Genomic DNA, 25,512 nt, shown 5'->3' with positions numbered 1-25,512 from the left:
TATATTCGTAATCGTGAAATTTAAAAAACAACATACACTTCAAGAAGTTGCTAGTCTCATAGACGCCACATTTGTGGGTGAACCATCATTTCCAGTACTTGGTATGAATGAGATACACGTCGTAGAGGAGGGAGATATCGTATTTGTAGATCACCCTAAGTATTATGATAAAGCGCTTAACAGTGCTGCAACGGTTATACTTATCAATAAAGAGGTAGATTGCCCAGAAGGCAAAGGACTACTTATTTCTGATGATCCTTTTAGAGATTTTAATAAACTTACTACGCATTTTAAACCTTTTGAGAGTGCAGGAGCCAGTGTTGCCAAAACAGCAACAATAGGTGAGGGAACCGTTATACAACCTAATGCCTTTATAGGTAATCACGTTACAATAGGAAAGAATTGCACCATACACTCTAACGTAAGCCTTTACGACCATACGGTAATAGGTGATAATGTGACAATACACGCTGGGAGTATACTGGGTGCAGATGCTTTTTATTATAAAAAACGCCCAGAAGCTTTTGATAAACTTAAATCTGGTGGTCGCGTAGTTATAAAAGATAATGTAGATATAGGTGCTGCTTGTACTATAGATAAAGGCGTTACAGGAGATACTACTGTAGGTGCTGGCACTAAAATAGATAACCAGGTGCACATAGGTCACGATACGGTTATAGGAGAGAAGGTTTTAATAGCCTCTCAGACTGGTATAGCTGGATGTGTAGTTATAGAAGATGAAGTGACATTATGGGGTCAGGTAGGTGTAACCAGTGGTATTACCGTAGGTGGTAAAGCGGTTATCTCTGCACAAAGTGGTGTAAGTAAGTCACTAGAAGGTGGTAAAAGTTATTTTGGATCTCCAGCAGGAGATTTTAGAACAAAATATAAAGAGCTTGCGGCATTGCGACAGGTTCAAGAATTATTAGACAAATTAAATAAACAATAATGGCTAAGAGTAAGAAGAAGATCGTACAAGAGTTTTATAAGTCAGATTTTTTTAATGACACCTCTAACCTTGATAAGTATATGCATCCAGAAATGGAACTTTACTGGAATGCAAAAACTGGATACAATCATATGGATATCCAGGCTGTAAAGGATATGGCAACAGAGGCTGGTAAGTCTTTTGATGCGGTACGACCTCAAATTACACACCTTCTGTCTGACGGTGATAATGTAGTGATACGCTTTACATATCACGTAACTACTATAGAAACACCAGAGGTAGAAGAGCCTATTGCACACTTTATGGCTATATGGGAACTTAAAGACGGATTAATGTACCGTGGTTACCAAATGAGCCAACCTATAGAAGAAGATAAAAAGGCTATGAAGTCTTGGAAGTAAAATTCGTTAATATTTTACTTGAGAATACTTAATCAAACTGCTATTTTTGCAGAGCAAAATTTTAAAACAAACTGATGAGCGTTTTAGTAAATAAAGATTCAAAAATAATTGTTCAAGGATTTACAGGTAGCGAGGGAACTTTCCACGCGGGCCAGATGATCGACTATGGAACAAATGTAGTAGGTGGAGTTACTCCAGGTAAAGGAGGACAAGTACACCTAGATAAGCCTGTTTTTAACACAGTACAAGAAGCTGTAGAAAAAGTAGGAGCAGACACAACTATTATTTTTGTACCGCCAGCATTTGCTGCAGATGCAATTATGGAAGCTGCAGATGCAGGTATCAAAGTAATTATAACAATTACAGAAGGTATCCCTGTTGCAGATATGATCAAAGCATCAGACTATATCGCTACAAAAGAGTGTCGCCTTATAGGACCTAACTGTCCAGGTGTAATCACTCCAGGAGAAGCAAAAGTAGGTATTATGCCAGGTTTTGTTTTTAAAGAAGGAAAAGTAGGTATCGTTTCAAAATCTGGAACACTTACTTATGAAGCTGCAGACCAGGTTGTAAAACAAGGTCTTGGTATCACAACAGCAATCGGTATAGGTGGTGACCCAATTATCGGGACAACTACAAAAGAAGCTGTAGAGTTACTTATAAATGACCCAGCAACAGAAGCTGTCGTAATGATAGGTGAGATAGGTGGTCAACTAGAAGGTGATGCTGCAAAGTGGTATAAAGAAAGCGGAAGCAAGAAGCCAGTTATAGGATTTATAGCCGGAGAGACTGCACCAGCAGGACGTACAATGGGGCACGCAGGTGCAATTGTAGGTGGATCTGATGATACAGCTCAAGCTAAAAAAGCAATTATGAGAGAATGTGGAATACACGTAGTAGATTCTCCAGCAGAAATAGGTAAGAAAGTAGCAGAAGTTTTAGGCTAGTATTTTATCTAATAACTATTAAAAAAACCTCTCAAGTATCGAGAGGTTTTTTTGTGCTTTATGGTTATCGTAATTCTTATATTTGATATATAAATAAGTGGGGTATTACGCTTTCGCGAAAGCGTAGGAAAGAATATGTTAAGTATACCGAGCACTTATTATAAAAACAAAACAGCCAACAGACACAATATTTATAATGAAATTACTAGAGGGAAAAACAGCCATTATTACAGGTGCTAGCCGTGGTATAGGAAAAGGAATAGCAGAGGTTTTTGCACAACACGGAGCAAATGTAGCTTTTACATACAGCTCATCATCTGCCGCGGCAGATGAGCTTGAAAAAAGCTTAGAAGGAACTGGTGTAAAGGTAAAAGGATATAAAAGTAACGCTGCAGACTTTGAGCAGGCACAAGAGCTTGTAAAAAATGTGCTTGAAGATTTTGGCGCGATTGATATCTTGATAAACAACGCAGGTATCACAAAAGATAATCTCCTTATGCGTATGTCTGAAGAAGATTTTGATAAAGTGATAGAAGTAAACCTTAAGTCTATTTTTAATATGACTAAGGCTGTACAGCGCACGATGCTCAAGGCTCGTAAGGGAAGTATCATAAATATGAGCTCTGTAGTAGGAGTAAAAGGAAATGCTGGGCAGGCAAACTATGCAGCATCGAAGGCAGGTATGATAGGTTTTTCAAAATCTATGGCACTAGAGCTAGGTTCTCGTAACATACGTACTAACGTGATTGCACCAGGATTTATCGAGACAGAAATGACAGGTAAGCTAGATGAGGCTACTGTTGCATCGTGGAGAGATGCTATACCGCTTAAACGTGGTGGAAGCCCAGAAGATATTGCAAACGCTTGTGTATTTTTAGCAAGTGATATGAGTGCCTACATCACAGGTCAAGTGATTAATGTAGATGGAGGGATGCTTACCTAAAACAAGGTAAAACTCAATATAATTTAGTCATATACTATTGCAAACAGAGACACTATTATTAATTATTGGAGCTGCTATTCTCTCACTGGGAGTAGCGGTTTTTCAATATTTCTATCGTGTTAAATATAAAAGTAAGCGCAATCGCGTTTATACATTTTTACGATTTTTAACCATTTTTGGATTACTGCTTTTACTTATTAACCCTAAGTATGAGCAAGTATCTTACTACACAGAGAAGCCTTCACTGGCTGTCGCTGTAGATAATTCTTCTAGTATTGCCCACCTTGGTTATGATGGTGTGTCTCAAGAAGTGATATCCCGCTTTCGCGAAAGCGCAAAACTCAACGATGCTTTTGATATTCAGTACTATCAATTTGGAGATGATTTTAAATCACTAGATTCCCTTTCATTTACTAATAAGCAGACTAATATCTCAAACGCTTTGCGTGGTCTTGAAGATATTTATACAACAGATGTAGCTCCCGTCGTTTTACTCTCTGATGGTAATCAAACCTATGGTGAGGCCTACCAGTATGTTGCTCAAAATTATAATCAACAAGTGTATCCTGTTGTACTGGGTGACACTATCATTTATGATGATCTTAAGCTGGGGCAGATCAATGTAAATAGGTATGCTTATATAAATAATAAATTTCCTGTTGAGATATTTGCCACATATAACGGTGAGGGGACTATAAACTCTACTTTATCTGTGCGTTCTGGCGGGAAGGTGCTTCATCGAGAGTCTGTAAATTTTAGCCCAGAAAAAGCATCACAAATTTTTAATATAGAAGTTCCTGCAACACAAGTAGGAGTGAGACAATATAGTGTGAGTCTTGTGCCTGTTGCAAGTGAGAAGAATAAAAGCAATAACTATAAAAACTTTGCGATAGAGGTTATAGATCAAAAAACGAATGTACTTCTTATAAGTAATATAGTTCACCCAGATGTGGGAATGCTTAAAAAGAGTATTGAGAGTAATAGATTGCGCACGGTTACCTTCACAAAACCATCAGACGCGGTTTCTAAAATAAATGAGTATGAACTTATTATACTCTATCAACCAGACGCAAGTTTTAATGATGTCTATAAACAACTAGAAACACTAGCTAAAAATAGTATAACAATAACTGGAGAGCACACTGGCTGGAATGCTATAAATAAATTTCAAAAAACAATCACACAAGAGATTACAGGTCAAACAGAAGAAGTACAAGCTCGGCTTAATCCTAACTTTTCTGCATTTGTAATTGAAGATATAGGTTTTGACGATTTCCCACCCCTAGTTGCGGCCTTTGGAGAGACGCGTTTTAATACAAAAGCAGACATTGCTTTATCACAAAGTATAGGCCTTGTAGAGACTAATCAACCACTTATAGCCACAACAGAAGATAGTGGAAGAAGAGAGGTATATATATTAGGAGAAGGTTTATGGAAGTGGCGAGCACAGAGTTTTGTAGACAAGCGTGATTTTAAATCTTTTGATAATTTTATAGATAATCTAGTACAATATGCTGCTTCAAACAAGAAGAAAAGTAGACTTAACTTAGATTATGAGTCGTTTTACTATGGCAATAAAGCAGTGATGCTTTATGCACAGTACTTTGATAAAAATTACAATTTTGATGCAAGGGCTAAGGTGTCTATAAAAGTGATAAACCAGGAGTCAAAAAAGCTTACAGAGATTCCATTATTACTTAAAAAGAACACCTATCAAGTAGATATGAATAATCTTGAGCCTGGAAGTTATAAGTTTACCGTATCTGTAGCAGATCAAGGTATCGCGCGTTCTGGATCTTTTACAATTGTTCCTTTTGATATAGAGCAACAATTTTTAAATGCAAATGTAACACAGCTACAACTTCTAGCGTCTCATACAGATGGCGGTTTATATAACCCTGTAAGTTTAGATAAACTTATAACGTCGCTCATTGCAGATAATAGATATAAACCTATACAGAAGAGTACAAAAAATAGTGTACCTTTTATAGACTGGAAATTACTACTTGCAATTTTGGCATTATTGCTCGCTTTGGAGTGGTTTATGCGCAAGTATAATGGACTTACTTAAAATTAAAATTAAAAATTAGCTATGGAAAAATTACCTAAAATTGGAGTACCTGTCGTAATAGGCCTCGTTATTCTACTCGTGATTATCACAAAATCTGCCATCACAATAGACTCTGGAGAGGCGGGCGTGTTGTATAAAACATTTGGCGGTGGTGTGGTAACAGATGAGCCACCACTAGGAGAAGGATTTCATCTGGTAGCCCCTTGGAACAAGGTGTACGTTTATGAAGTGCGTCGTCAAGAGCTTTTTGAAAAAATGAAAGTACTATCTTCAAACGGACTAGATATACAACTAGACGCATCTGCTTGGTACAAGCCTAGATATACAGATGTAGGGAAGTTGCACCAAGAGATAGGTGAAGACTACTTACAACGTATCTTATTGCCTACTATACGATCTGCAGCGAGATCTGTTGTGGGGCGTTATACGCCAGAGCAGTTATATTCTTCTAAGAGAGATGCAATACAGTCAGAAATTTTTGAAGAAACAAAAAAGATTATAAAGGATCAGTACATCGAGCTAGATGAGATACTAGTAAGAGATGTAACTTTACCAAATACAATTAAAGAAGCTATCGAGCGAAAATTAAAGCAAGAGCAAGAGTCTCTTGAGTATGAGTTCCGCCTAGTAACAGCTACAAAAGAGGCAGAAAAAGTACGTATAGAAGCACAAGGTAAGGCAGATGCAAACAAGATTCTTAGTGCGTCACTTACAGATAAGATTCTACAAGATAAAGGTATTGATGCAACAATAGAGTTATCAAAATCTCCAAATTCTAAGGTGATAGTTGTAGGTTCTGGTGAATCTGGACTACCATTAATTTTAGGAAATAATTAGAATACTCTCATAAAATTATATGAAAGTGTTAAGATGACGCTTTCGCGAAAGCTTATATCTTTACAGTCTACTCGTCATAATGGGTAGATTGTAAAGATTTTTTTTATGTTTAAATATCAGAAAGTACTTTTATTATTTGGCTTTATACTCGCAGTGAGTTGTGTTCAAAAAGTTGAAAGTCAAAATAGTAAGAAAGGATATGCACCAGAGGCTGTAAAGGCGACATTTCAAGCCAAATATCCAGGAGAGAATGATCCAGACTGGCACGTAGACTCAAATGGAAACTATGAGTCAAGATTTAGAATAGACGGTATAAGGCACCGTGCAGACTTTAATCCTAACGGGGCGTGGATAGAAACAGAGGTGAGTATTGAAAAAGATGAGCTACCTAAGGCAGTAAGAAAGGCTATAGATAAAGACTACAGTCACGAGAAAATCACAGAGATAGAACGTGTACAGAGCGCTGAAAAAGGGCTGTTTTATGACGTAGAGTTTAAGAGAAAAGGTAAAAATAAAGATGTAGAGTTTAATGAGGCAGGGGAGAAGATTAACTAGTTTCCTGTTTGTATTCTATAAAAAAACCACCTACTAGGTGGTTTTTTCATTCATAATCTTCTTTTTTGAGTTCTCAGTATTTGCGTTTTCTAGTTGTGCAGTCGCGGTTAGTAGCTTTGCTTTTGCAACCCATCTGTCCTTTTTAATTCTATCGGGAAAGAATTTTATAAGCTTTGTCACAGCCAGGATGTCTTCATTATTAAAACGACTTATTTGCTCAAATGTATAAATACCTAACTCATTAAGTTTTTCTTCAGTATAAGGTCCTATACCTGTTATTTTTTGTAAATCATTGCGCTCCTCGATAGTAGCTTTACCTATACGTTCATAACTTATAGGATCTTTGACGTCTGACTTTATAAGTTTTTCGGTAAGTACATCTTCAGAAAAGGCTCTATTACGTATTTGAAGATGTTCAAACTCCTCATCCATACGATCTTTTCTAAAAACACCATCTGCCTTTCTATCTAGTTCATCTTGGAGATTGTTAAGCTTGTTTGAAAGTTTTGCAACCTCATCTTTGTGCGCTTGTAGTTTACGTTTTGCTTTAATCTTATTAGATAGCTGTGCGCCTATATAACCTATTATAAATGCAACAAGCGTCATAACAAAGGTCTCTATGTATGCGATAGGTATTGATATGGCCTCTTGTAATACGAGCATTAATCTACTATAATTTCTATTCTATTGTTTTGACGGCGTCCAGATACAGTATTATTAGACGCTATAGGTTCTTCTTCACCTCTAGAGGTGGCTGTAATTTTACTGCGAGGGATCCCTCTTCTGGCGGTAAGATACCATTTTATCTGTCTAGACTTCTTTAATCCTGTGGTAAAATTGTCTCGATCACTCCCTACATTATCAGTATGACCTAGTATGGTAACTTTTTTATTGGGATTATTTTTGAGTAGTTGTTTAAGTTCAGAAGCATAAGCTACGAGCTCTTTGTCTAGTATAAGATCTGTATTGTTGTATCTAGGGTAAAACACTTTACTTGAAAATGATGGTCCATCTGGAATGTCAAATTCATTTTCAAAAGTAATTATAGGTTCGTCCTTTGTTATGTCTATCGTATCGCTAATAGCGATAGATTTTTGAATCTCCTCTGCTAGTAATATTGATGCTTCGCGATCAATGTGCGTGTTTGTAGTGCTATCTATATGTAGCTCGTTTGTGATATTCTTACTTTTATTAATTTTTCCAGTATTGGCAGCGTTGAGTTTAACTTGAGACTCACGAGTAGATGTGGAGTCTAGATCTGCTACAGATGGAGATGTCCTAGTACTTACGTAGTAAATACACGTAAATGACCAAAGCAAAAAAACAAGGAAGGCCCCCAAAAATCCTTTCATAGTAACATATCTGTGCTTTAATTATAATTTTTAAAGCGCTATTTCAAATCTACTAAAAAGTTACGTGTGTTAAGTAATTATTAAATCAGTTTATTCACTTGTTTTTAACAAAAGACTTCTTAAATTTGCTACAGAAATGAAATTGAACAAAACACATCATCACCACACTACAGCAATCGCTCAAGCGAGGTAGTTTGGTATGTAAATAAATCATATAAAACCCGTTTGAGATACTCAAACGGGTTTTTTCTTTTTTGGGTACTTTAAACACAAACCAACAAAAATGAGTCAAAAAATTAGAATTGCTATTCAAAAGTCTGGACGTCTTAATGAGGAATCACTACAACTATTAAAAAATTGTGGTGTCTCTATTGATAACGGTAAAGATCAACTCAAAGCAACTGCTAGAAATTTCCCGCTAGAGGTTTTATACCTACGTAATGGTGATATCCCACAATACTTAAGAGACGGAGTGGTAGATATCGCAATACTTGGAGAAAATACTCTTATAGAAAAAGGAAAGGATCTTCCTATTATAGAGAGACTAGGTTTTTCAAAATGCAAGGTGTCACTAGCAATCCCAAAAGGACAAGAATACAACTCTGTAAAAGATCTTGAAGGTAAGCGCATTGCAACTTCATACCCTAATACAGTAAGAGAATATCTAGCCGAAAAAGGTGTGAACGCAGAGCTACACATCATTAACGGTTCGGTAGAAATTGCTCCAAATATTGGACTTGCAGATGCTATCTGTGATATAGTTTCTAGTGGTAGTACATTATTTAAAAATAATCTTAAGGAAGTAGAGCAAATGCTCACTTCTGAGGCTGTTCTTACTGCATCACCTACTATTTCTGATGAGCGTAAGGAGCTATTAGAAACGCTTAAATTCCGTATACAATCTGTACTTGCAGGACAACGCAGTAAATATGTACTTATGAATGTGCCAGACGCAAAGCTTGATGATGTTATCGCAATGCTTCCAGGTATGAGAAGTCCTACGGTTTTACCACTAGCACAAGAAGGCTGGAGTAGTGTACACTCAGTAATAAATAAAGATAGTTTTTGGGATGTGATAGATAATCTCAAAAAAGCAGGTGCAGAAGGAATACTTGTATGCCCAATCGAAAAAATGGTGCTATAATTTTACGTTGCTATGAATAAGATTTATAATCCAGAAAGAAGTGAGTGGGCAGAAATTTTAAAAAGACCTACTCAAACTGTAGATGATATAGAAGCCACCGTTACCGATATTTTTAAGGAAGTAAAGGAAAAAGGAGATACTGCGGTAGCAAAGTACACAAGCATCTTTGATAATGTGACTCTTGAGAGCACTGCAGTAACTGATACAGAAATAGAGGAAGCGCAAGAGCTTATATCTACCGAGTTAAAGGAAGCCATACAACTTGCAAAAGGTAATATTGAACGTTTTCACACAGCCCAAAAAACAGAGAGAGTGGCTATTGCTACTACAGAAGGTGTAGATTGCTGGCAAGAAAAAAGACCTATTCAAAAAGTGGGTCTTTACATACCGGGAGGTACAGCGCCTTTATTTTCTACCATCTTAATGCTTGCAACGCCAGCAAATATCGCTGGTTGTAAAGAGATTGTATTATGTACGCCACCAGATAAAGAAGGAAAGGTAAACCCTGCCATTCTTTATACAGCAAAGCTAAGCGGAGTTACAAAAATCTTTAAAGTAGGAGGTATTCAGGCTATTGCTGCGATGACCTTTGGTACAGAGACCGTTCCTCAAGTTTATAAAATATTTGGACCAGGTAATCAGTTTGTGACTGTTGCAAAGCAGCTTGCTACAAAGCACGGTGTGGCTATAGATATGCCAGCAGGTCCATCAGAATTACTTGTTGTGGCAGATGATGCCGCTCAGGCAAGTTTCGTAGCTTCAGACTTATTAAGTCAGGCAGAGCACGGCGTTGATAGTCAGGTGATTTTGGTTTCTACTTCAAAGGATTTGATAGACGAGGTAGAAAAAGAAGTAGAAGAGCAGATGAGTACGCTTTCGCGAAAGCGTATTGCAGAAAAAGCTATTGATAACAGCAAACTCATTTATGTAAAAGATGATGAGACGGCACTCGCGCTTATAGATGAGTACGGTCCAGAACACTTTATAGTTTGCACATCAAATGATGACTACTATGTAGATAATATAGGTAATGCGGGATCTGTTTTCATAGGCAACTATACTCCAGAAAGCGCGGGAGATTATGCGTCTGGTACAAACCATACCTTACCTACAAATGGTTATGCTAAGCAGTACAGCGGTGTAAATCTAGATAGTTTTATGAAGTCTATGACATTTCAAAAAATATCTGAAACTGGAATAAAAAATATAGGTCGTGCTATAGAACTTATGGCAGAGGCAGAGGGTCTTGATGCTCATAAAAATGCGGTAACTCTTAGACTTAACGCATTAAAATAAAGCAGTAAAGATTATTAAGTACGTATAGCACAATGAACAAATTTGACATAAATAAGCTCGTTAGAGCAAATGTTGCAAGGATGAAACCGTACTCTTCTGCGCGAGATGAGTTTACAGATTTTGATAAAGAAATGGTTTTTCTAGATGCAAATGAAAATCCGTTTGATAATGGTGTAAACCGTTATCCAGACCCGCAACAGCGTAGTTTAAAGAGTTTGGTAGCCTCTCAAAAAAAGGTCTCAGAATCTCAGATTTTACTAGGTAATGGAAGCGACGAGGTGCTCGATCTTATTTTTAGAGCATTCTGTAATCCTGGAGTAGATGGTATTATAACGGTACCACCTACCTACGGTATGTATAATGTACTGGCAGGTACAAATGACGTAGCAAATACAGAGGTACTTCTTACCAAAGATTTCCAACTGGATACTGAAGGTATTCTGAATGCTCTGAGTGATACTACAAAGCTCATTTTTATATGCTCACCAAATAATCCTACGGGTAATATGATCCAACCTGATCTTATTATTGAGGTGTTAGAAAACTTTAATGGGTTAGTAGTTCTTGATGAGGCATATATAGATTTTGCAGCAGCAGAGAGTTGGATATCACAGTTAGAAAATTATCCTAACCTTGTAATCACTCAAACGCTTTCTAAGGCTTACGGTCTTGCTGGTATACGTCTAGGTTTATGCTTTGCAAGTAAAGAAGTTATTGCGATTCTTAATAAAATTAAGCCTCCTTATAATGTAAATGCATTAACGCAAGATCGCGCTTATGATAGATTGAGCGATTTACGTATGATTCATAATGAGGTAGATACCTTACTTGATAATAGAAAAACACTAGCAGCTGTGCTTAAAGATGTGGCTTTTGTAGAAAAAGTATATCCGTCTGACGCAAACTTTATTTTAACTAAAGTAGACGATGCAAACAAGCGTTATAAACAGCTTATAGAAAAAGGAATAGTTGTGCGCAATCGCAGCACACAGGCGCTTTGTGAGAACACACTACGTTTTACAGTAGGGACCAAAGAAGAAAATACAACACTAATAAACGCATTAAATACAATACAGTAATGGCAAAAAAAGTACTTTTTATCGACCGCGATGGTACAATGATTAAAGAAACGGTAGATGAACAAATCGATGCGTTTGAAAAAATGATTTTTTACCCTAAGTGTTTTACTTGGTTAGGTAAGATTGCTCAAGAACTCGATTATGAGTTAGTGATGATAACAAATCAAGATGGTTTAGGTACAGATTCTTTTCCAGAAGATACATTCTGGCCAGTGCACAACTTCATTATGAAGTCTTTTGAAAATGAAGGTGTTGTTTTTGATAATGTATTTTTAGATAGAACTTTTCCGCACGAAAATAAAGACACTAGAAAGCCTGGAACCGGTTTACTTACACAATACTTTTCTGAGGAGTATGATCTCAAAAACTCTTTTGTAATAGGTGATAGACTTACAGATATGCAACTAGCGACAAATCTGGGAGCCAAAGGAATCTATATCAATGATAACACAAACCTCGGTACTGGTGAGATTACCATATCTGAAGATGAGCTCAATAAAGACATTGCGCTAGAGACAAACGACTGGCAAAAAATATACGAGTTTTTAAAATTAGAAAGTCGTGTTGCTACGCTTGCGCGAAAAACTAATGAGACAGACATAAACATAACCCTTAACCTAGACGGTACGGGCAAATCAAACATAGATACGGGTCTAGCTTTCTTTGACCATATGCTTGACCAGATAGCGCGTCACGGGCAAATGGATCTAGACATCCAAGTAAAAGGAGACCTAGAAGTAGATGAGCACCACACTATAGAAGACACGGCAATTGCACTAGGAGAAGTGTTTGCCATTGCTTTAGGTAATAAATTAGGAATAGAGCGTTACGGTTTTTGCCTGCCTATGGATGACTGTCTTGCGCAAGTTGCTATAGATTTTGGTGGTAGAAACTGGCTCGTATGGGAAGCAGATTTTAACCGTGAGATGATAGGTAAAATGCCTACGGAGATGTTTTACCACTTCTTTAAATCATTTACAGATGGTGCAAAGGCAAACCTTAATATCAAAGCCGAAGGAACAAACGAGCACCACAAGATTGAAGCTATCTTTAAGGCATTTGCAAAAGCTATCAAAGTAGCCGTAAAGCGTGATGCAGATAAAATGATTCTTCCATCTACAAAAGGAATGTTATAATGAAAATTGTGATCATTAATTATGGCGCTGGAAACATCCAGAGCATAAAATTTGCGATAGAGCGTCTTGGTTATCAGGCGGTCTTAAGTGATAGAGAAGAAGAAATACGTAGTGCAGATAAAGTCATTTTTCCTGGAGTAGGAGAGGCGAGTAGCGCTATGAGTAAATTACGAGAGACTGGTCTTGATAAAGTGATTCCTACACTCACACAGCCTGTGCTGGGTATCTGTTTGGGTATGCAATTAATGTGTACAGGTTCAGAAGAAGGAGATACTATAGGTCTTGATATTTTTAATGTAGATGTAGTACGCTTTCGCGAAAGCGTAAAAGTCCCACAAATACAGTGGAACACCATTAATAATCTATCATCACCACTTTTTAATCAAGTAGCCGAAGATTCTTTTATATATATGGTGCACAGTTTTTATGCTCCCGTAGTAGAAGACACGATTGCAACTACTACATACGGACTTCCTTACAGTAGCGCTCTTGCCAAAAATAATTTTTATGGAACTCAGTTCCACCCAGAAAAAAGTAGCGCTGTAGGAGAGCAAATACTTAAAAACTTTTTAGAATTATGAGAATAATACCTGCTATAGATATCATAGATGGTAATTGTGTGCGTCTCTCAAAGGGAGATTATAATACAAAGAAAATATATAATGAAAATCCGCTGGAGGTTGCAAAGCAGTTTGAGGCACACGGTATCACGCATTTACACCTTGTAGATCTAGATGGTGCAAAAAGCAAGCACATTGTAAACCATAAAATCCTTGAGCAAATAGCTACAAAGACTGCGTTAAAAGTAGACTTTGGAGGAGGTCTTAAAACAGACGAAGATTTACGCATTGCCTTTGAAAGCGGAGCTTCTCAAATAACTGGTGGTAGTATTGCTGTGAAAAATCCAGATACGTTTAAAAGCTGGTTGTCAAAATTTGGCAGTGATAAAATTATCTTGGGAGCAGATGCTCATCATCGTAAAATTGCTATTTCTGGCTGGCTAGAGGAGTCTGATGATGATGTGGTGGAGTTTATAAACGCTTATCAAAAAGAAGGTGTCTCTTATGTAATCTGCACAGATATAAGTAAAGACGGTATGCTAGAAGGGCCTAGTTTTGACTTATATCAAGAAATACTTGCTAGCACACCAGACTTAAAACTTATTGCTTCTGGAGGAATTTCTACCTTTGACGAGTTGCCAAAGCTTGCAGAAATGGGCTGTGAGGGAACCATTATAGGGAAGGCAATCTATGAGAATAGAATCTCATTGAAGCAACTAGAAGATTTTATACTAAGTTAGAACGTATAGATATGATTAATACTTGGCATCAAGATTTTAAGGACAATGCTATTTTTAGACTAGAAGAGAATGTGCGTATGATAAGTATTGCGCTTTCTAAGGTGGTAGAAGAGGAGCTGTGGACAAAGCAAAACCAGAGTCTTAATACACTTGGTAACCAGTTATTGCATATCTGTGGGAATATGACCCAATATATTGTTTCTGGACTAGGAGGTAATCCAGATGAGCGTAATAGAGAAGAGGAGTTTAGTACCGAAGATGGTTTTACAAAAGATGAGTTGCTACAACGACTTTTACTTACAGTTCAAACTTCTACTACTATTATTGATGATGCTACACCAGAAAATCTTTTAAAAAAGAGAAACGTACAAGGTTTTGAGCTTTCTGGTACTGGTATCGTATTACACGCAGTTGAGCACTTCTCATATCACACGGGGCAGATCGCTATGCAAGTGAAACTTGTTATAGACCAGCCCCTTGGATTTTATGAGGGAATGAACTTAAACACTCTTAATGAAGAAGATTAAAACTCTTTCTTTAAAAATTTAATAATTTCAGATCTTACTTCTTCTTGATAGAGTGAGTGACCAAAACCTTCGGTCTCAATGTAGGTGCTTCCTTTCCAGTTTTTATGGATGTTTTGTGAGGCAGATACAGGAGTGATTTTATCAAACTTATCGTGGATTATTAAAGCCGGTAGGGTAAGCTCTTTTGCAAAAGCTGCGCCAGAAAAGCCTTTAAAACCAAAACCAAATAACTCCTTTACGAGCTGTTCAAGAGAATTCATCGTTCTATTGTTGAGTCCAAGTATAGCTCTATAACCTACCATTATCTCACTAAGCTCTGATGCAGATCCTAGTATTACTGCAGATGTAAATTGTGTAGGTTTATAAGTATACTGATGAAAAACCGTAGCTAGCCCACCTATAGAGTGCCCTATAATATGGTCCGGTTGGTATCGTTGTACAGCTTCTTCTATGGCTTTTGCATAACGAGGAACATTGAGCAATGTCCCTGTAGAGTTACCGTGAGCGGGTGCATCTATGGCATAGATATCATAATTTTCTTGCTGTAGTTCTTCTACTAGTTTAAACCAGCGATGCGTGTTGCTCTCCCAGCCGTGTATGAGAAGTACTTTTTTACCAGTGCCTTCCCAGCGATATGCTTGTAAATCACACGATCCAGAAGTAAAGCGCTCATAGGTAGCCTTATTAAGGTAATCTATTTGCTCACCATAAGGTTTTCCTTTGCGCGGAGTACAAAATATATTAAAAGCTTGCTGTGCCGCAGCTTTTGGGTTTGCTATACTTAGTGCGTTGATTTTTGCTCCTATTAATTTAGGAATAAATCTTTGTAAAGTCTTTTTCAAAATTTTTATTCTTCTCGGTGAACAGAATCTGGTGAAAACGCAGGAGTACAAATAGCCATATACTCACACTCTGCATCAAAGGGATTGCTGTATTGCACTCTCGTGTTACGGTCGATTTTGATACTTTGCCCTGCGTGTAGTACAATAGTGTCTCCGTCTATAATAAACTGTTTTTTACCTTTTATGATATACGTGTACTCATCAAACTCTGGAGTTTGAAATGGCTCACTCCACCCAGGTGGAGCAATCATATGAGCGATGCTTATATCATTATTGCCATCTGTCGCTTTTCCCCAGTGCTCCTTTATGGTTTTACCATCTGTAGTAGGCACAATAAAAGGGCTTTTTTGAATCTTATAACTCATATTACCAGCTTATTTGAATATACTTGATAGGTGCATCATCAGGGATTTGAGTGAGTTCAACCTTAGTGGTTGTATCAAACATAAGCTCTGATGGCAAGTGTTTTTTATCAATAGTAAAATACACATCACTATCTTCTACAAGTACAACTATAGTAGATATAAGGTTTTCTATGCGCTTTATCTCGTGCCCATCTAGAATGTCCTTAAAGGTACTTTTTACAGTAACTCCACCTTCTGTAGTATAGCGCTCGTCATATAAACGTATGTAGTTTATTGTAGCATCAGACTTGCCTGTGGTAGGTTCTAGTTCTAGTAGTTTTTTACCTCCTTTTTCAAAAACCGAGATGTACTGCACGGGTGCTTTTAGTTCTGTAGATCCATTTGCATCTACAAGACTATCATTTGCAAAGGTAGTTTTGAGTTCGCTTACTTTTGTTGTTTTTGTAAGTGGTCCAACACCTTCATTTGTAATAGCAAAGTTTCCAGAGTTACTACAGCTACTAGCTATTAAACCTAGTATTGAAAGGGCGATTATATTTCTTTTCATAAGATTAAATTGAGGGTACACATTTGTTATGTGTCATTATTATTTCAACATTTTACCTAGTATCCCAAAGACACCACGTATAACGGTTGCGCTTGTAAGCACTTTAATTAATGCTTTTGATCCAGCACTTTGAGTTGATCTTGTGCTCTTAGATTTTGATGATGTTTTTGAGGCTTTGGCTCTTTCTTTTTTAGCCTTTTCCTTTGCTTCAGCTTCGTTAGCTTTATCTATTTTCTTTTTGAGTAGTTCGTAGGCACTCTCTCTATCTGAAATTTCGCTATATTTTTCTACAAGCTCAGACCTGTCGTTTATACCATCTATTTCCTTTTGGGTTAATACATCCATACGTGACATAGGTGCGCGTAACATTGTAGCTGCAAGAGGAGTAGGGCGACCCTTCTCATCTAGAGCAGATACAAGTGCTTCTCCTATACCTAAAGATGTAAGAACGGTCTTTGTGTCATAATATTCAGAATCTGGATAGTTTTCGGCAGTGAGTTTTATGGCTTTTCTATCTTTTGCAGTAAACGCACGTAATGCGTGCTGCACTTTAAGACCTAGCTGGCTCAATACGCCATCTGGAATATCTGTTGGGTTTTGAGTCACAAAATAGATACCTACACCTTTAGATCGTATTAACTTTACAATACTCTCTATCTGGCTATGTAACGCTTTTGAAGCTTCTTTAAAAATAAGGTGCGCTTCATCTATAAAAATTACAAGCTCTGGCTGGCCGCTATCTCCTTGCTCTGGAAATGTAGAGTAAATCTCTGCAAGTAGACTCAACATAAAAGTTGAGAATAATTTAGGTCTGTCTTGTATATCTGTAAGGCGTATCACATTAATTACTCCACGACCGTCAGAGGTGGTGCGAGTAAGGTCATCTGTATCAAAAGATTTTTCTCCAAAGAAAATATCTGCTCCCTGCTGTTCAAGTTCTACTATTTTACGCAGGATAGAACCAGAAGAAGCTGGAGAAATACGCCCATACTCTTCTTCTATTTCTGCCTTGCCTTCTTTGGTCGCATATTGTAAAATCTTTTTAAAGTCTTTAAGATCTAGTAGTGGTAATTTTTTATCATCACTGTACTTAAAAAGTATAGAGATAATACCAGATTGTGCCACCGTAGCATCAAGTATACGTGAGAACAGTACAGGTCCAAACTCACTTACTGTAGCTCTAAGGCGCACACCATTTTGTTCAGAAAGTGTGAGGAGTTCTACTGGGAAGTCTTTGGCATCAAAGGGTAGGCCTATCTTCTCGTGGCGCTCATCTATCTTTGCGTGACCAGGACTTGCTTTTGCAATACCAGAGAGATCACCTTTCATATCCATAAGTAGTACCGGTATCCCTTTATCAGACAGATTTTCGGCAAGTACTTGTAATGTTTTTGTTTTACCAGTACCTGTAGCACCAGCAATGAGACCGTGACGATTAAGAGTTTTAAGAGGTACTTTTACGTGAGCATTTGTGATGGTCTCGCCATCTAGCATTGCTGCTCCCATAGTGATAAAGTCACCCTTAAAGGTGTTTCCTTTTGTAATAGATTTTAGAAACTCTTCTTTTTTGTCCATAGTAGATTGTTGTGTTTACGCTTTCGCGAAAGCGTACTAAATCGCATTTATCTCAAAGTTTAAAAATACATAATAGTTAAAAAATGTTGCTATCTATCCGTACATTTATTACCAAAATATATAACTATGAGACCTATTATATTGACAATCTTTGGGATGCTTTTACTCACATCTTGTAAGGAGGAGTTACAAAGACCCCACACACCACCTCCAGAAGGTCATATGGAGAAGAGAGCACCAGTGTTCCACACGTCTCACGAACCCACTAAGGCAGACGCACCATTTTCTGATGTTGTGCAAGTAGGTGATATGTATTTTCTATCTGGACAAATAGGGATGGATCAAAGCACGAGAACACTCGTAACAGGCGGCATTGAAGCCGAAACAAAGCAAACCTTAGAAAACATAAAAGCGGTGCTTGCACATCACAATCTAGAAATGACAGATGTTGTAAAAGCAATGGTTGTGCTAGAAGATATTGAGGACTTTGCAACATTTAACGCTATCTATAAATCGTACTTGCCACAAAAGCCTGCGAGAACCACCTTTGCAGCAAAGGCACTGGCTGCAGGAGCAAAAATTGAGATTGAAGTTATAGCAGTAAGAAAGAAATAACTTACTTTTAATCAATAAATTAAAACATCATCTATCAATGAGATTTTTTAAATTTTTACCTTTTTTACTTCTTGGCGTTACGGCCTGTAATAATGACGACGATACGGCTAGTATGCCCGAGTCTGATGTAAATACCTCACTGGCTCAAATAGCAATAATAGGAGACAATTTAGTTACTGGATCTAGTGGTAATGTAGTTACTTGGAATTATCTTAATGAAGAAAGTACAACCATTAATTTACAAGAAGAAATAGGCTTTGAGTTTGGTTTTTTAAGGAATACCATTGGGGATCGCATAGCGATAGCTTCTGGCATACCTACTTCTCAGTTTATTACATATGGTGTCGTTAATGGAAATCAAGAGGTATATAGTGATTACTTTACACCATCTAATCCTGTAAATGAATTTGAGCTTTACACAACAAATACAGGAAATAAGATTATTACTTATTATGTAGATGGGTCAAGTACCTGTTGTAACCTATATATAAGTACCTATAATAAGACTACTGCTGTAATTACAGAAGCTTATATAGGTAATGTTTCTGTAAGCAATGCAGCATCTAGTATAATGGCAAAGGGTGACAAGACATTTATTGTGGGAACAGACACTCTTTCCGGGGTAAAGAAGCTATTTGTTCACAATGCAGACATTGGTGATGCAGTAGGAGTGTGGGATATAGATCAATATGGCGCTTACATATATGATGAGAATCTTGACGTGATGTACTTATTTGATTTTAATGGAACCTCTCTTTCTCACGCCACACTAGATTTTGAAACACTTGCGATAAGTGAGCAGACTTCATTTCCAGAAGGTTTTACGGTCACAGATGGATTTAATCAAACAAAAGCACTAGCTCAAGAGCTTGCATTTAAAGATGTAACAGGTAAAATTACTAATACTTATAATTATAATACAAACAGTATTAGTAATTATACAGAGGTAGGTCTTATCAATACTATTTTAGACCAGACTGGGATGAGTATAAACATACGCAATACAGATATAGCGCAGTTTACATCTTATTATATTGTAATGGGTACTATAGAAGTAGATGGAGAGACTCAAGGGGTAGTGGTAATTCTCAATAGAGATTTAACGGTAATACAAACAGCGAGTACTGGAGACATAAGACCAAATAGTCTTGTGGAAATACCTATCATATTTAACTAAAAGATTTTTAACCTAGATCAATAAAAAAGCCACGTCATAAACGTGGCTTTTTTATTTAATTTATGCTAGGGCTTATATATCATCAAAGCTTACATCTGTAAACTTATCTGCCGTTGCAGTAGGCTCTTCTGAGGTTACACCTCCAGAGTCTACCACTTCTGATGCTACAGGCCTTGAGTAATCATTCTGGTGACGGTCAGATATTACTTCTTCACCTTTTTCTTCTAGTATGTAAGAAGTCATCTCATTAAGATTTTCTGTAAATCCAGCAAAGTCTTCTTTATATAAATATATTTTGTGTTTCTTAAAGTGGAAAGAACCATCATCATTAGTAAACTTTTTACTCTCTGTAATGGTAAGGTAATAATCTCCTGCCTTTGTAGATCTTACATCAAAGAAGTACGTGCGTCGTCCTGCTCTAAGTACTTTTGAAAAAATCTCTTCATTGTCTCTTCCGTCGTAATCACTCATAATGGTCCTTCTTGTTTTGGATTGTGTGTTTGTTGTTTCAAAAATGGTAAAAAATATACCATTGCCCAATTATTTTTTACATTTCTTTCTCGTCCAGCTGCTTTACATACAACTCTTTATAGTAGCCCTCTTCTGTTATTAATTGATTATGAGAGCCTTGCTGGGTTATTTTACCATCTTCGAGAATGATAATCTGATCGGCATTTTTTGCAGATGAGATTCTGTGGCTCACGATAATAGTGGTTGTATTTGTTGTGAGCTGCTGTAAGTTATTGAGTATTTCTTCTTCTGTCTCGGTATCTACTGCGCTTAACGAGTCATCTAGTAATAAGATTTTAGGAGATCCTATAAGCGCTCTTGCGATAGATACACGTTGTTTCTGTCCTCCAGATAAGGTAATGCCCCGCTCACCAAGTACGGTGTCATACCCATCCTTAAAGTCTATTATGTTGTGGTGTACGGAGGCCGCTTTCGCGAAAGCGTAAACCTCTTCATCACTAGCATCTGTCTTCCCAAATTTTATATTCTCACCTATGGTATCAGAAAATAAGAAGGCATCTTGAGGTACATAACCTATCTCAGAACGAAAATCATTGAGATTAAGGTTTTTTATAGCTGTCCCATCTATGGCAATGGTTCCGTCTGTAACATCATAGAGACGCCCTATAAGTTCTAAAATGGTAGATTTACCAGAACCAGTAGGCCCTATTATAGCAAGTGTTTGCCCTGGTTGTACTGTAAAGCTTATATCCTTAAGAGCGGTAATGAGTGTGTCTTCATACGTAAAAGTGACATTCTTAAAAGCGATAGCACCATTTATAGGTGTGTGCTCTGTAATGGTATTTACGATATCTGGTTCGATTTCTAAAAATTCATTAATGCGTACTTGAGAAGCCTCTGCTGCTTTTATAATAGAGGTTACCCAACCTACAGTAGCAACTGGCCAGGTGAGCATATTTACATACATTATAAACTCTACAAGCGTGCCTAGTTCTGGTATAGTACCATCTATGTACTGTTGTCCTCCTACAAATATCACAATGAGGTTACTCGCACCTATGAGCCCTATCATAAGTGGGAAGAAAAAGGCCTGCACTTTTACAAGGTCAAGATTTTTTTGCTTGCTGTCTTCGCTAAGTGTTGCAAAGTCTCTAAACGTATTAGGCTCTAGTGTATATGCTTTTATGACAGATATACCGCTAAAAGACTCTTGTGTAAACGTAGTAAGTTTAGACAGGTACTCTTGAACTATAGTACTGCGCACGTGTATCGCGCGGCTTAGTTTATAAATAGCGATAGATAAAACTGGTAAGGGTATTAAGGTATATGCGGCTAGCGATGGCGCCATACGCACCATATAAGGTATCACAACTGCAAAGAGTACAAGTGCTTGTAGAAGATACATAATTGCAGGACCTACGTACATACGTACTTTTGTTACATCTTCAGAGATGCGGTTCATAAGGTCACCAGTTCTATTTTTTTTATAAAAACCTAGGCTGAGACGCTGGTACTGTGCATAGACATCATCTTTAAGATCTGCCTCTATAAATCTAGAGACTACAATGATGAGTTGTCTCATTAAGAATGTAAAAAAACCAGAGAGTAGGGCAGCACCTAGAAGTAAACCCAGTTTTAAAAGCATACTATCTTTGAGGCCATCTAGGTTTGTGTCTCCACTTTTTATGTAAGTCTCAACATCATTTACGATATCACCTACAATATCTACATTAAAAACGGCAAAGACACGAGCCGCGATAACTATAAAGAAACCGGCTATAAGACGCCATTTATAACGTAAAAAATATTTGTTAAGAGATTTTAATGCACCCATCACCGTACTGCAATTTTTTTGAAGCGCTAAGGTCGGTTTTTTTTAAGACCTGTGCGAGCCAAATTTTCCTGTAACATAATTGATAATATGTGATGATACTTTTAGAAATACCGTATTTTTGCACCGATTTAAAAATGACCATAATTCGTTTTTATAACTATAAAAGTTCTTTGTTGCTATGTTAAACAGACGCCATATCCGTGTCAAAGTAATGCAAACCATTTACGCCCTTGGGAGTAAGGAGCAGTTTGATCTTCAAAATGAAGATAAATTTACAGTAGAGAGTATGAACCAGATGTACAATCTGTATCTCTTAATGCTAGATTTGATGGTGGAGGTTCACGCTTTCGCGAAAGCGGAACAAGAAAAAATCTCTAAAAAGATTCTAGCTACCGAAGAAGAAAAAAATCCCAACACAAAATTCATTAACAACCAGGTCTTGACTAAACTGTCTGACAATGGTGAGCTACGTGATGAAATAAGCAAGCGTAAACTCAAACACTGGAGACAGAATGATGAGTATGTTGCTATCATATATAACGAGATTGTAGCTAGTGATCGCTATGCCTCATATATGGAAGAGGAGGAGACTACTTTTAAAATAGATCGTAAGCTTATTATAGATTTATATACAGAGATAATAGCGCCTAATGATAAGCTATATGATTATATAGAAGATGCACGCCTTACCTGGATAGATGACTTGCCTATGATTAATATGGCAGTGCTAAGAAGACTGGGCAAGCTAAAACCGGCATCACCAGAGTCTTCATTACTACCTAGCTTATTTAAAAATGAGGAGGATGTACATTTTGGTACAGAGTTACTAGAGAAGACGGTTGCAAATGAGACTTTTCTAGCAAACGAGATTACAGAAAACACACCAAACTGGGATAAAGAACGTATCGCAGATGTAGATATGGTGCTTATAAAAATGGCACTTTGTGAGTTTTTAAAATTCCCTACTATACCTGTTAAAGTGACTATAAATGAGTACTTAGAAATCTCTAAGGAATACTCAACACCTAAGAGTAGCATCTTTATAAACGGTATACTTGATAAGCTTGTAAAACAATATGAGCGAGAAAAAAGGTTAAAGAAAGAGGGTAGAGGTTTAAAATAGTATACTTTTTCTTATTTTTACGAATCATTATTTATAAAAAAACAACAATGAAAAAAGGTTTATTAGTATTAGGAGTACTTTCGGCTATGGTATTTACTTCTTGTAAGGAGGATGCAGCGAGCAAAGTAAAAGAAGAAAATGTTGAAGTTGCAGCGGCAAGAGACGCTCAAGCTACAACATATCCAGTAATCGCTTTTGATGAGACTGAATTTGATTTCGGAAACATTGAAAAAGGAAACACTGTAGAGCACAAATTTACATTTACTAACACAGGTAAAGCACCACTAGTAATTGTAGACGCAAAGAGTTCTTGTGGATGTACAGTACCAGAATATTCTAAAAATCCAGTTGCACCAGGTGAGAAAGGTGAGCTTCTTGTAAAATATAACGGTAGCGGTACTAACCAAGTAACTAAAACTGTAACAATCAAAGCAAATACTGAGAGAGGTACAGAGACTGTAAAGATCAAGGCATTTGTAAACCCTGCTGCTGGAGCAGCTAAATAAGAATTATGGGTGAAGGATTGCAGGGCATATTAGGTCCTCTCTTATTGTTTACGGTATTTATTGTATTCTTTATAGTATTACCACAACGTAAGAAACTCAAACAAGAAAAGAACTTTGATAAAGATCTTAAGAAGGGTGATCGTGTAATTACAAAAAGTGGTCTACACGGTAAGATTTTAGAACTTAATGATAATGGTACCTGTGTATTGGAAACAATGTCTGGTAAAATGAAGTTTGAAAGATCTGCACTATCTATTGAGATGTCTCAGTCGCTTAACAAAAGCGTTGTAGAAACAAAGAAATAGTCTTTTCTAATTATTATATATAAGCCCTCGCATTTGCGGGGGCTTTTTTTATGTCTTCTATTATTTGAAACTGCATATGCTTACAAGCATATAAGTGGGAATGTATAAGCATCAAGTGAGTGACAGTAATAACCTAATATAACCCATAAAAAAGGCTCTTGCGGTAAGCAAGAGCCTTTTTTATTTTATAGTGCAATTAATTATTTAATAATACCACCGCAAGAAATTCTTGCTCCTGCAGCACCACTAGGTTGCGATGTAAAATCATCTGTACCTTGGTGTACGATAATTGCTTTACCTACAACATCTTTTTTAGGATCTCCACAACCTATACACCACTGGTCTGTGCTCATTGTGATGGTTCCGTTTCCGTTTTCATCTGCTGGGAAGTTACCTATATCACCTTTATGATATCCCTCTGTTGCGCCCCACTTACCGTGCTGCTCGTTTGTAGGGTTCCAGTGTCCTCCTGTAGATTTTCCATCTGCGCTTGAACAGTCTGCCTTGTCGTGTATGTGTATGGCGTGCATACCTTCATCTAGTCCACCTATTACTGCTGTAAATTTTACAACACCGTCTTCTTCTTTAAAAACAACACTTCCAGAAGCTTTACTGTCACTCTTAGGTTCAAGTTTTAAAGTGAGTTTTTGCATCTCTGGCATAACTTCTACTTCTTCTACCTCAACAACTTCTATTACTTCTTCGCTTTCTTTTTTATCACCTTTACAACTCGCTAGTGTGGCTAGAGATAGTAAGGCTATTGTCATAAATCTGTATTTCATCATCTTTTGGTTTTGATAATTAGTGATTAATTAGCTCTAATATACCACGACAACTTAAGAAATACTAAGATTTTATAAAACCTTTTAGATACTTATGGTGCTTAATTGTGAAGTGTTTGTGATATTTTGAGCATCAAGACTATATTGATATACACCACTTTCACCTACTGCAATAAGCAAGTCACCTTGAATTATCACATCAAATGCCAGTTTATCAATACTATGCACTAGCACAGATTCTGCAGGGTTTGATACATCAAATATTTTAATCTCATCATCACATACGATAAGGTAATCACCATATAGGCCTAATCCTTTTGGGAATGTGAGTTGGCGAACGTTAACAAGCATAGGATTGAGTACATCAGATACGTCATACACCTCTAGCTGATTTACAAAACCATTGCAACCTAAGTCACTCCATAGGGTTACAAATGCATATTGATCATTTGCTACCACGGGATCACAAGAAGTGAAGTGCTGTACAGAAGATAATTGTTCTGGAAACTCTGGATTATTTACACTATAAATAAACATCCCATTACGAGATCCTATATAAAGATAATCCCTGTAGCTGAATAGTGTTTCAATATCAAAACCTATGCGTACCGTATTAACCAGTACTGGCTCTGTTGTATTTGTAATATTAAATACATTTAGATCTTCATTATCTACCGTATAGAGGTAGTTGCCTTTTATAACAAAGGTTGCAAGTGAGCCGCCTTGACCTACACTATCTGCTGTGCTCAAAGACTCACCACTGCTAGTTCCGTCAGAACTACATCCTAATGCAACTATCACTAGGGCAATTATGTATATATACTTTTTCATCT

29 protein-coding genes are annotated in these 25,512 nt (G+C 37.1%); 19 read left to right on the top strand and 10 right to left on the bottom strand.

Annotated features, from left to right (window positions below):
- Window positions 1-13 precede the first annotated feature (13 nt).
- The 7 genes from Q0948_RS09285 to Q0948_RS09255 all read left to right on the top strand — a co-directional run bounded on the left by Q0948_RS09285 (window position 14) and on the right by Q0948_RS09255 (window position 6,703).
- The gene (locus tag Q0948_RS09285; protein WP_298350252.1) at window positions 14-949 is read left to right on the top strand and encodes a UDP-3-O-(3-hydroxymyristoyl)glucosamine N-acyltransferase; all 936 of its coding nucleotides are present in this window, start codon (window positions 14-16) and stop codon (window positions 947-949) included.
- Window positions 949-1,350, top strand: coding sequence for a nuclear transport factor 2 family protein (locus tag Q0948_RS09280; protein WP_298350253.1), 402 nt, complete (start codon window positions 949-951; stop codon window positions 1,348-1,350). The genes Q0948_RS09285 and Q0948_RS09280 overlap by 1 nt, the downstream gene beginning before the upstream one ends.
- Window positions 1,351-1,424: 74 nt before the next feature.
- Window positions 1,425-2,297 (top strand): succinate--CoA ligase subunit alpha, encoded by an 873-nt coding sequence (sucD, locus tag Q0948_RS09275; RefSeq protein ID WP_021778946.1) that lies wholly within the window; start codon window positions 1,425-1,427, stop codon window positions 2,295-2,297.
- 196 nt (window positions 2,298-2,493) lie between these two features.
- Window positions 2,494-3,240: a 3-oxoacyl-[acyl-carrier-protein] reductase gene (gene fabG / locus Q0948_RS09270; RefSeq protein WP_021778947.1), complete on the top strand. Its 747-nt coding sequence runs from the start codon at window positions 2,494-2,496 to the stop codon at window positions 3,238-3,240.
- A 37-nt stretch (window positions 3,241-3,277) separates the two neighbouring features.
- Window positions 3,278-5,311, top strand: coding sequence for a VWA domain-containing protein (locus tag Q0948_RS09265; RefSeq protein WP_298350257.1), 2,034 nt, complete (start codon window positions 3,278-3,280; stop codon window positions 5,309-5,311).
- Window positions 5,312-5,332: 21 nt separating this feature from the next.
- Window positions 5,333-6,148 carry a prohibitin family protein gene (locus tag Q0948_RS09260; protein ID WP_298350259.1) on the top strand — a complete coding sequence of 272 codons (816 nt, stop codon included), beginning with the start codon at window positions 5,333-5,335 and terminating at the stop codon, window positions 6,146-6,148.
- A gap of 105 nt (window positions 6,149-6,253) precedes the next feature.
- Complete coding sequence (locus Q0948_RS09255) at window positions 6,254-6,703, top strand: PepSY-like domain-containing protein (RefSeq protein ID WP_298350262.1); 450 nt, start codon at window positions 6,254-6,256, stop codon at window positions 6,701-6,703.
- A 33-nt stretch (window positions 6,704-6,736) separates the two neighbouring features.
- Here Q0948_RS09255 and Q0948_RS09250 read toward each other — a convergent pair whose 3' ends face one another.
- Window positions 6,737-7,366: a hypothetical protein gene (locus tag Q0948_RS09250; RefSeq protein ID WP_298350264.1), complete on the bottom strand. Its 630-nt coding sequence runs from the start codon at window positions 7,364-7,366 to the stop codon at window positions 6,737-6,739.
- A complete protein-coding gene (locus Q0948_RS09245) occupies window positions 7,366-8,055 on the bottom strand; it encodes an OmpA family protein (protein WP_298350266.1) in 690 nt (229 codons plus the stop codon). The genes Q0948_RS09250 and Q0948_RS09245 overlap by 1 nt, the downstream gene beginning before the upstream one ends.
- A gap of 283 nt (window positions 8,056-8,338) precedes the next feature.
- Here Q0948_RS09245 and hisG point away from each other — a divergent pair, with 283 nt between their 5' ends.
- From hisG to Q0948_RS09210, 7 genes are read left to right on the top strand one after another with little or no spacing between them, the layout of a single operon-like run.
- Complete coding sequence (hisG, locus tag Q0948_RS09240; protein ID WP_035336777.1) at window positions 8,339-9,199, top strand: ATP phosphoribosyltransferase; 861 nt, start codon at window positions 8,339-8,341, stop codon at window positions 9,197-9,199.
- Window positions 9,200-9,211: 12 nt separating this feature from the next.
- Window positions 9,212-10,495, top strand: a complete 1,284-nt coding sequence (gene hisD / locus Q0948_RS09235; protein WP_298350272.1) for a histidinol dehydrogenase — start codon at window positions 9,212-9,214, stop codon at window positions 10,493-10,495.
- A 32-nt stretch (window positions 10,496-10,527) separates the two neighbouring features.
- Complete coding sequence (hisC, locus tag Q0948_RS09230) at window positions 10,528-11,574, top strand: histidinol-phosphate transaminase (RefSeq protein ID WP_298350275.1); 1,047 nt, start codon at window positions 10,528-10,530, stop codon at window positions 11,572-11,574.
- A complete protein-coding gene (gene hisB, locus Q0948_RS09225) occupies window positions 11,574-12,710 on the top strand; it encodes a bifunctional histidinol-phosphatase/imidazoleglycerol-phosphate dehydratase HisB (RefSeq protein WP_021778956.1) in 1,137 nt (378 codons plus the stop codon). Before hisC ends, hisB begins: the two co-directional genes overlap by 1 nt.
- Window positions 12,710-13,291 carry an imidazole glycerol phosphate synthase subunit HisH gene (gene hisH, locus Q0948_RS09220; RefSeq protein ID WP_298350278.1) on the top strand — a complete coding sequence of 194 codons (582 nt, stop codon included), beginning with the start codon at window positions 12,710-12,712 and terminating at the stop codon, window positions 13,289-13,291. The genes hisB and hisH overlap by 1 nt, the downstream gene beginning before the upstream one ends.
- A complete protein-coding gene (hisA, locus tag Q0948_RS09215; protein ID WP_035324881.1) occupies window positions 13,288-14,010 on the top strand; it encodes a 1-(5-phosphoribosyl)-5-[(5-phosphoribosylamino)methylideneamino]imidazole-4-carboxamide isomerase in 723 nt (240 codons plus the stop codon). Before hisH ends, hisA begins: the two co-directional genes overlap by 4 nt.
- A gap of 11 nt (window positions 14,011-14,021) precedes the next feature.
- On the top strand, window positions 14,022-14,537 hold the full coding sequence (locus Q0948_RS09210) for a DinB family protein (RefSeq protein WP_035336782.1): 516 nt from the start codon (window positions 14,022-14,024) through the stop codon (window positions 14,535-14,537).
- On the opposite strand, the gene Q0948_RS09205 is transcribed toward Q0948_RS09210, so the two are convergent.
- Genes Q0948_RS09205 through Q0948_RS09190 form a run of 4 tightly spaced genes read right to left on the bottom strand, consistent with a single transcriptional unit; the run spans window position 14,534 to window position 17,866 of the window.
- Window positions 14,534-15,379: an alpha/beta hydrolase gene (locus Q0948_RS09205; protein ID WP_298350282.1), complete on the bottom strand. Its 846-nt coding sequence runs from the start codon at window positions 15,377-15,379 to the stop codon at window positions 14,534-14,536. The two genes, Q0948_RS09210 and Q0948_RS09205, sit on opposite strands and share 4 nt — an antisense overlap.
- Window positions 15,380-15,384: 5 nt before the next feature.
- Window positions 15,385-15,744, bottom strand: a complete 360-nt coding sequence (locus tag Q0948_RS09200) for a cupin domain-containing protein (protein ID WP_298350284.1) — start codon at window positions 15,742-15,744, stop codon at window positions 15,385-15,387.
- A gap of 1 nt (window position 15,745) precedes the next feature.
- Entirely contained in the window at window positions 15,746-16,291 is a 546-nt protein-coding gene (locus Q0948_RS09195) for a hypothetical protein (protein ID WP_298350287.1), read from the bottom strand.
- A gap of 39 nt (window positions 16,292-16,330) precedes the next feature.
- A complete protein-coding gene (locus Q0948_RS09190; protein WP_298350290.1) occupies window positions 16,331-17,866 on the bottom strand; it encodes a helicase HerA-like domain-containing protein in 1,536 nt (511 codons plus the stop codon).
- Window positions 17,867-17,992: 126 nt separating this feature from the next.
- On the opposite strand from Q0948_RS09190, the gene Q0948_RS09185 reads away from it, so the two are divergent.
- Window positions 17,993-18,481 (top strand): Rid family detoxifying hydrolase, encoded by a 489-nt coding sequence (locus tag Q0948_RS09185; RefSeq protein WP_298350292.1) that lies wholly within the window; start codon window positions 17,993-17,995, stop codon window positions 18,479-18,481.
- 37 nt (window positions 18,482-18,518) lie between these two features.
- The gene (locus Q0948_RS09180) at window positions 18,519-19,658 is read left to right on the top strand and encodes a hypothetical protein (protein WP_298350293.1); all 1,140 of its coding nucleotides are present in this window, start codon (window positions 18,519-18,521) and stop codon (window positions 19,656-19,658) included.
- A 72-nt stretch (window positions 19,659-19,730) separates the two neighbouring features.
- Here Q0948_RS09180 and Q0948_RS09175 read toward each other — a convergent pair whose 3' ends face one another.
- Window positions 19,731-20,129, bottom strand: coding sequence for a PUR family DNA/RNA-binding protein (locus Q0948_RS09175; RefSeq protein WP_298350295.1), 399 nt, complete (start codon window positions 20,127-20,129; stop codon window positions 19,731-19,733).
- Window positions 20,130-20,205: 76 nt separating this feature from the next.
- The gene (locus tag Q0948_RS09170) at window positions 20,206-21,963 is read right to left on the bottom strand and encodes an ABC transporter ATP-binding protein (protein ID WP_298350297.1); all 1,758 of its coding nucleotides are present in this window, start codon (window positions 21,961-21,963) and stop codon (window positions 20,206-20,208) included.
- Window positions 21,964-22,174: 211 nt separating this feature from the next.
- Between Q0948_RS09170 and Q0948_RS09165 the strand changes: the two genes are divergently transcribed.
- Genes Q0948_RS09165 through yajC form a run of 3 tightly spaced genes read left to right on the top strand, consistent with a single transcriptional unit; the run spans window position 22,175 to window position 23,897 of the window.
- Window positions 22,175-23,086 carry a transcription antitermination protein NusB gene (locus tag Q0948_RS09165; RefSeq protein ID WP_298350299.1) on the top strand — a complete coding sequence of 304 codons (912 nt, stop codon included), beginning with the start codon at window positions 22,175-22,177 and terminating at the stop codon, window positions 23,084-23,086.
- Between the two features lie 47 nt (window positions 23,087-23,133).
- Window positions 23,134-23,592: a DUF1573 domain-containing protein gene (locus Q0948_RS09160; RefSeq protein WP_298350301.1), complete on the top strand. Its 459-nt coding sequence runs from the start codon at window positions 23,134-23,136 to the stop codon at window positions 23,590-23,592.
- A 5-nt stretch (window positions 23,593-23,597) separates the two neighbouring features.
- Entirely contained in the window at window positions 23,598-23,897 is a 300-nt protein-coding gene (gene yajC / locus Q0948_RS09155) for a preprotein translocase subunit YajC (RefSeq protein WP_298350305.1), read from the top strand.
- 200 nt (window positions 23,898-24,097) lie between these two features.
- Here yajC and Q0948_RS09150 read toward each other — a convergent pair whose 3' ends face one another.
- Together Q0948_RS09150 and Q0948_RS09145 are read right to left on the bottom strand one after the other, a co-directional pair.
- Window positions 24,098-24,679 (bottom strand): superoxide dismutase family protein, encoded by a 582-nt coding sequence (locus Q0948_RS09150; protein ID WP_298351365.1) that lies wholly within the window; start codon window positions 24,677-24,679, stop codon window positions 24,098-24,100.
- A gap of 84 nt (window positions 24,680-24,763) precedes the next feature.
- Window positions 24,764-25,510 (bottom strand): hypothetical protein, encoded by a 747-nt coding sequence (locus Q0948_RS09145; RefSeq protein WP_298350308.1) that lies wholly within the window; start codon window positions 25,508-25,510, stop codon window positions 24,764-24,766.
- Window positions 25,511-25,512 lie beyond the last annotated feature (2 nt).

The sequence above is a fragment of the uncultured Dokdonia sp. genome (genome assembly GCF_947496725.1).
Taxonomy (GTDB): Bacteria; Bacteroidota; Bacteroidia; order Flavobacteriales; family Flavobacteriaceae; genus Dokdonia.
The sequence above is the reverse complement of the archived record's forward strand: the minus strand, read 5'-3'. Positions and strand labels throughout refer to the sequence as shown.

Coding starts and splice junctions, on each gene's coding strand:
- Q0948_RS09280 (WP_298350253.1), top strand. CDS start 949: ATGGCTAAGAGTAAGAAGAAGATCGTACAAGAGTTTTATAAGTCAGAT.
- sucD (WP_021778946.1), top strand. CDS start 1,425: ATGAGCGTTTTAGTAAATAAAGATTCAAAAATAATTGTTCAAGGATTT.
- fabG (WP_021778947.1), top strand. CDS start 2,494: ATGAAATTACTAGAGGGAAAAACAGCCATTATTACAGGTGCTAGCCGT.
- Q0948_RS09260 (WP_298350259.1), top strand. CDS start 5,333: ATGGAAAAATTACCTAAAATTGGAGTACCTGTCGTAATAGGCCTCGTT.
- Q0948_RS09255 (WP_298350262.1), top strand. CDS start 6,254: ATGTTTAAATATCAGAAAGTACTTTTATTATTTGGCTTTATACTCGCA.
- Q0948_RS09250 (WP_298350264.1), bottom strand. CDS start 7,366: ATGCTCGTATTACAAGAGGCCATATCAATACCTATCGCATACATAGAG.
- Q0948_RS09245 (WP_298350266.1), bottom strand. CDS start 8,055: ATGAAAGGATTTTTGGGGGCCTTCCTTGTTTTTTTGCTTTGGTCATTT.
- hisG (WP_035336777.1), top strand. CDS start 8,339: ATGAGTCAAAAAATTAGAATTGCTATTCAAAAGTCTGGACGTCTTAAT.
- hisD (WP_298350272.1), top strand. CDS start 9,212: ATGAATAAGATTTATAATCCAGAAAGAAGTGAGTGGGCAGAAATTTTA.
- hisC (WP_298350275.1), top strand. CDS start 10,528: ATGAACAAATTTGACATAAATAAGCTCGTTAGAGCAAATGTTGCAAGG.
- hisB (WP_021778956.1), top strand. CDS start 11,574: ATGGCAAAAAAAGTACTTTTTATCGACCGCGATGGTACAATGATTAAA.
- hisH (WP_298350278.1), top strand. CDS start 12,710: ATGAAAATTGTGATCATTAATTATGGCGCTGGAAACATCCAGAGCATA.
- hisA (WP_035324881.1), top strand. CDS start 13,288: ATGAGAATAATACCTGCTATAGATATCATAGATGGTAATTGTGTGCGT.
- Q0948_RS09210 (WP_035336782.1), top strand. CDS start 14,022: ATGATTAATACTTGGCATCAAGATTTTAAGGACAATGCTATTTTTAGA.
- Q0948_RS09200 (WP_298350284.1), bottom strand. CDS start 15,744: ATGAGTTATAAGATTCAAAAAAGCCCTTTTATTGTGCCTACTACAGAT.
- Q0948_RS09195 (WP_298350287.1), bottom strand. CDS start 16,291: ATGAAAAGAAATATAATCGCCCTTTCAATACTAGGTTTAATAGCTAGT.
- Q0948_RS09190 (WP_298350290.1), bottom strand. CDS start 17,866: ATGGACAAAAAAGAAGAGTTTCTAAAATCTATTACAAAAGGAAACACC.
- Q0948_RS09185 (WP_298350292.1), top strand. CDS start 17,993: ATGAGACCTATTATATTGACAATCTTTGGGATGCTTTTACTCACATCT.
- Q0948_RS09180 (WP_298350293.1), top strand. CDS start 18,519: ATGAGATTTTTTAAATTTTTACCTTTTTTACTTCTTGGCGTTACGGCC.
- Q0948_RS09175 (WP_298350295.1), bottom strand. CDS start 20,129: ATGAGTGATTACGACGGAAGAGACAATGAAGAGATTTTTTCAAAAGTA.
- Q0948_RS09170 (WP_298350297.1), bottom strand. CDS start 21,963: ATGGGTGCATTAAAATCTCTTAACAAATATTTTTTACGTTATAAATGG.
- Q0948_RS09165 (WP_298350299.1), top strand. CDS start 22,175: ATGCAAACCATTTACGCCCTTGGGAGTAAGGAGCAGTTTGATCTTCAA.
- Q0948_RS09160 (WP_298350301.1), top strand. CDS start 23,134: ATGAAAAAAGGTTTATTAGTATTAGGAGTACTTTCGGCTATGGTATTT.
- yajC (WP_298350305.1), top strand. CDS start 23,598: ATGGGTGAAGGATTGCAGGGCATATTAGGTCCTCTCTTATTGTTTACG.
- Q0948_RS09150 (WP_298351365.1), bottom strand. CDS start 24,679: ATGAAATACAGATTTATGACAATAGCCTTACTATCTCTAGCCACACTA.
- Q0948_RS09145 (WP_298350308.1), bottom strand. CDS start 25,510: ATGAAAAAGTATATATACATAATTGCCCTAGTGATAGTTGCATTAGGA.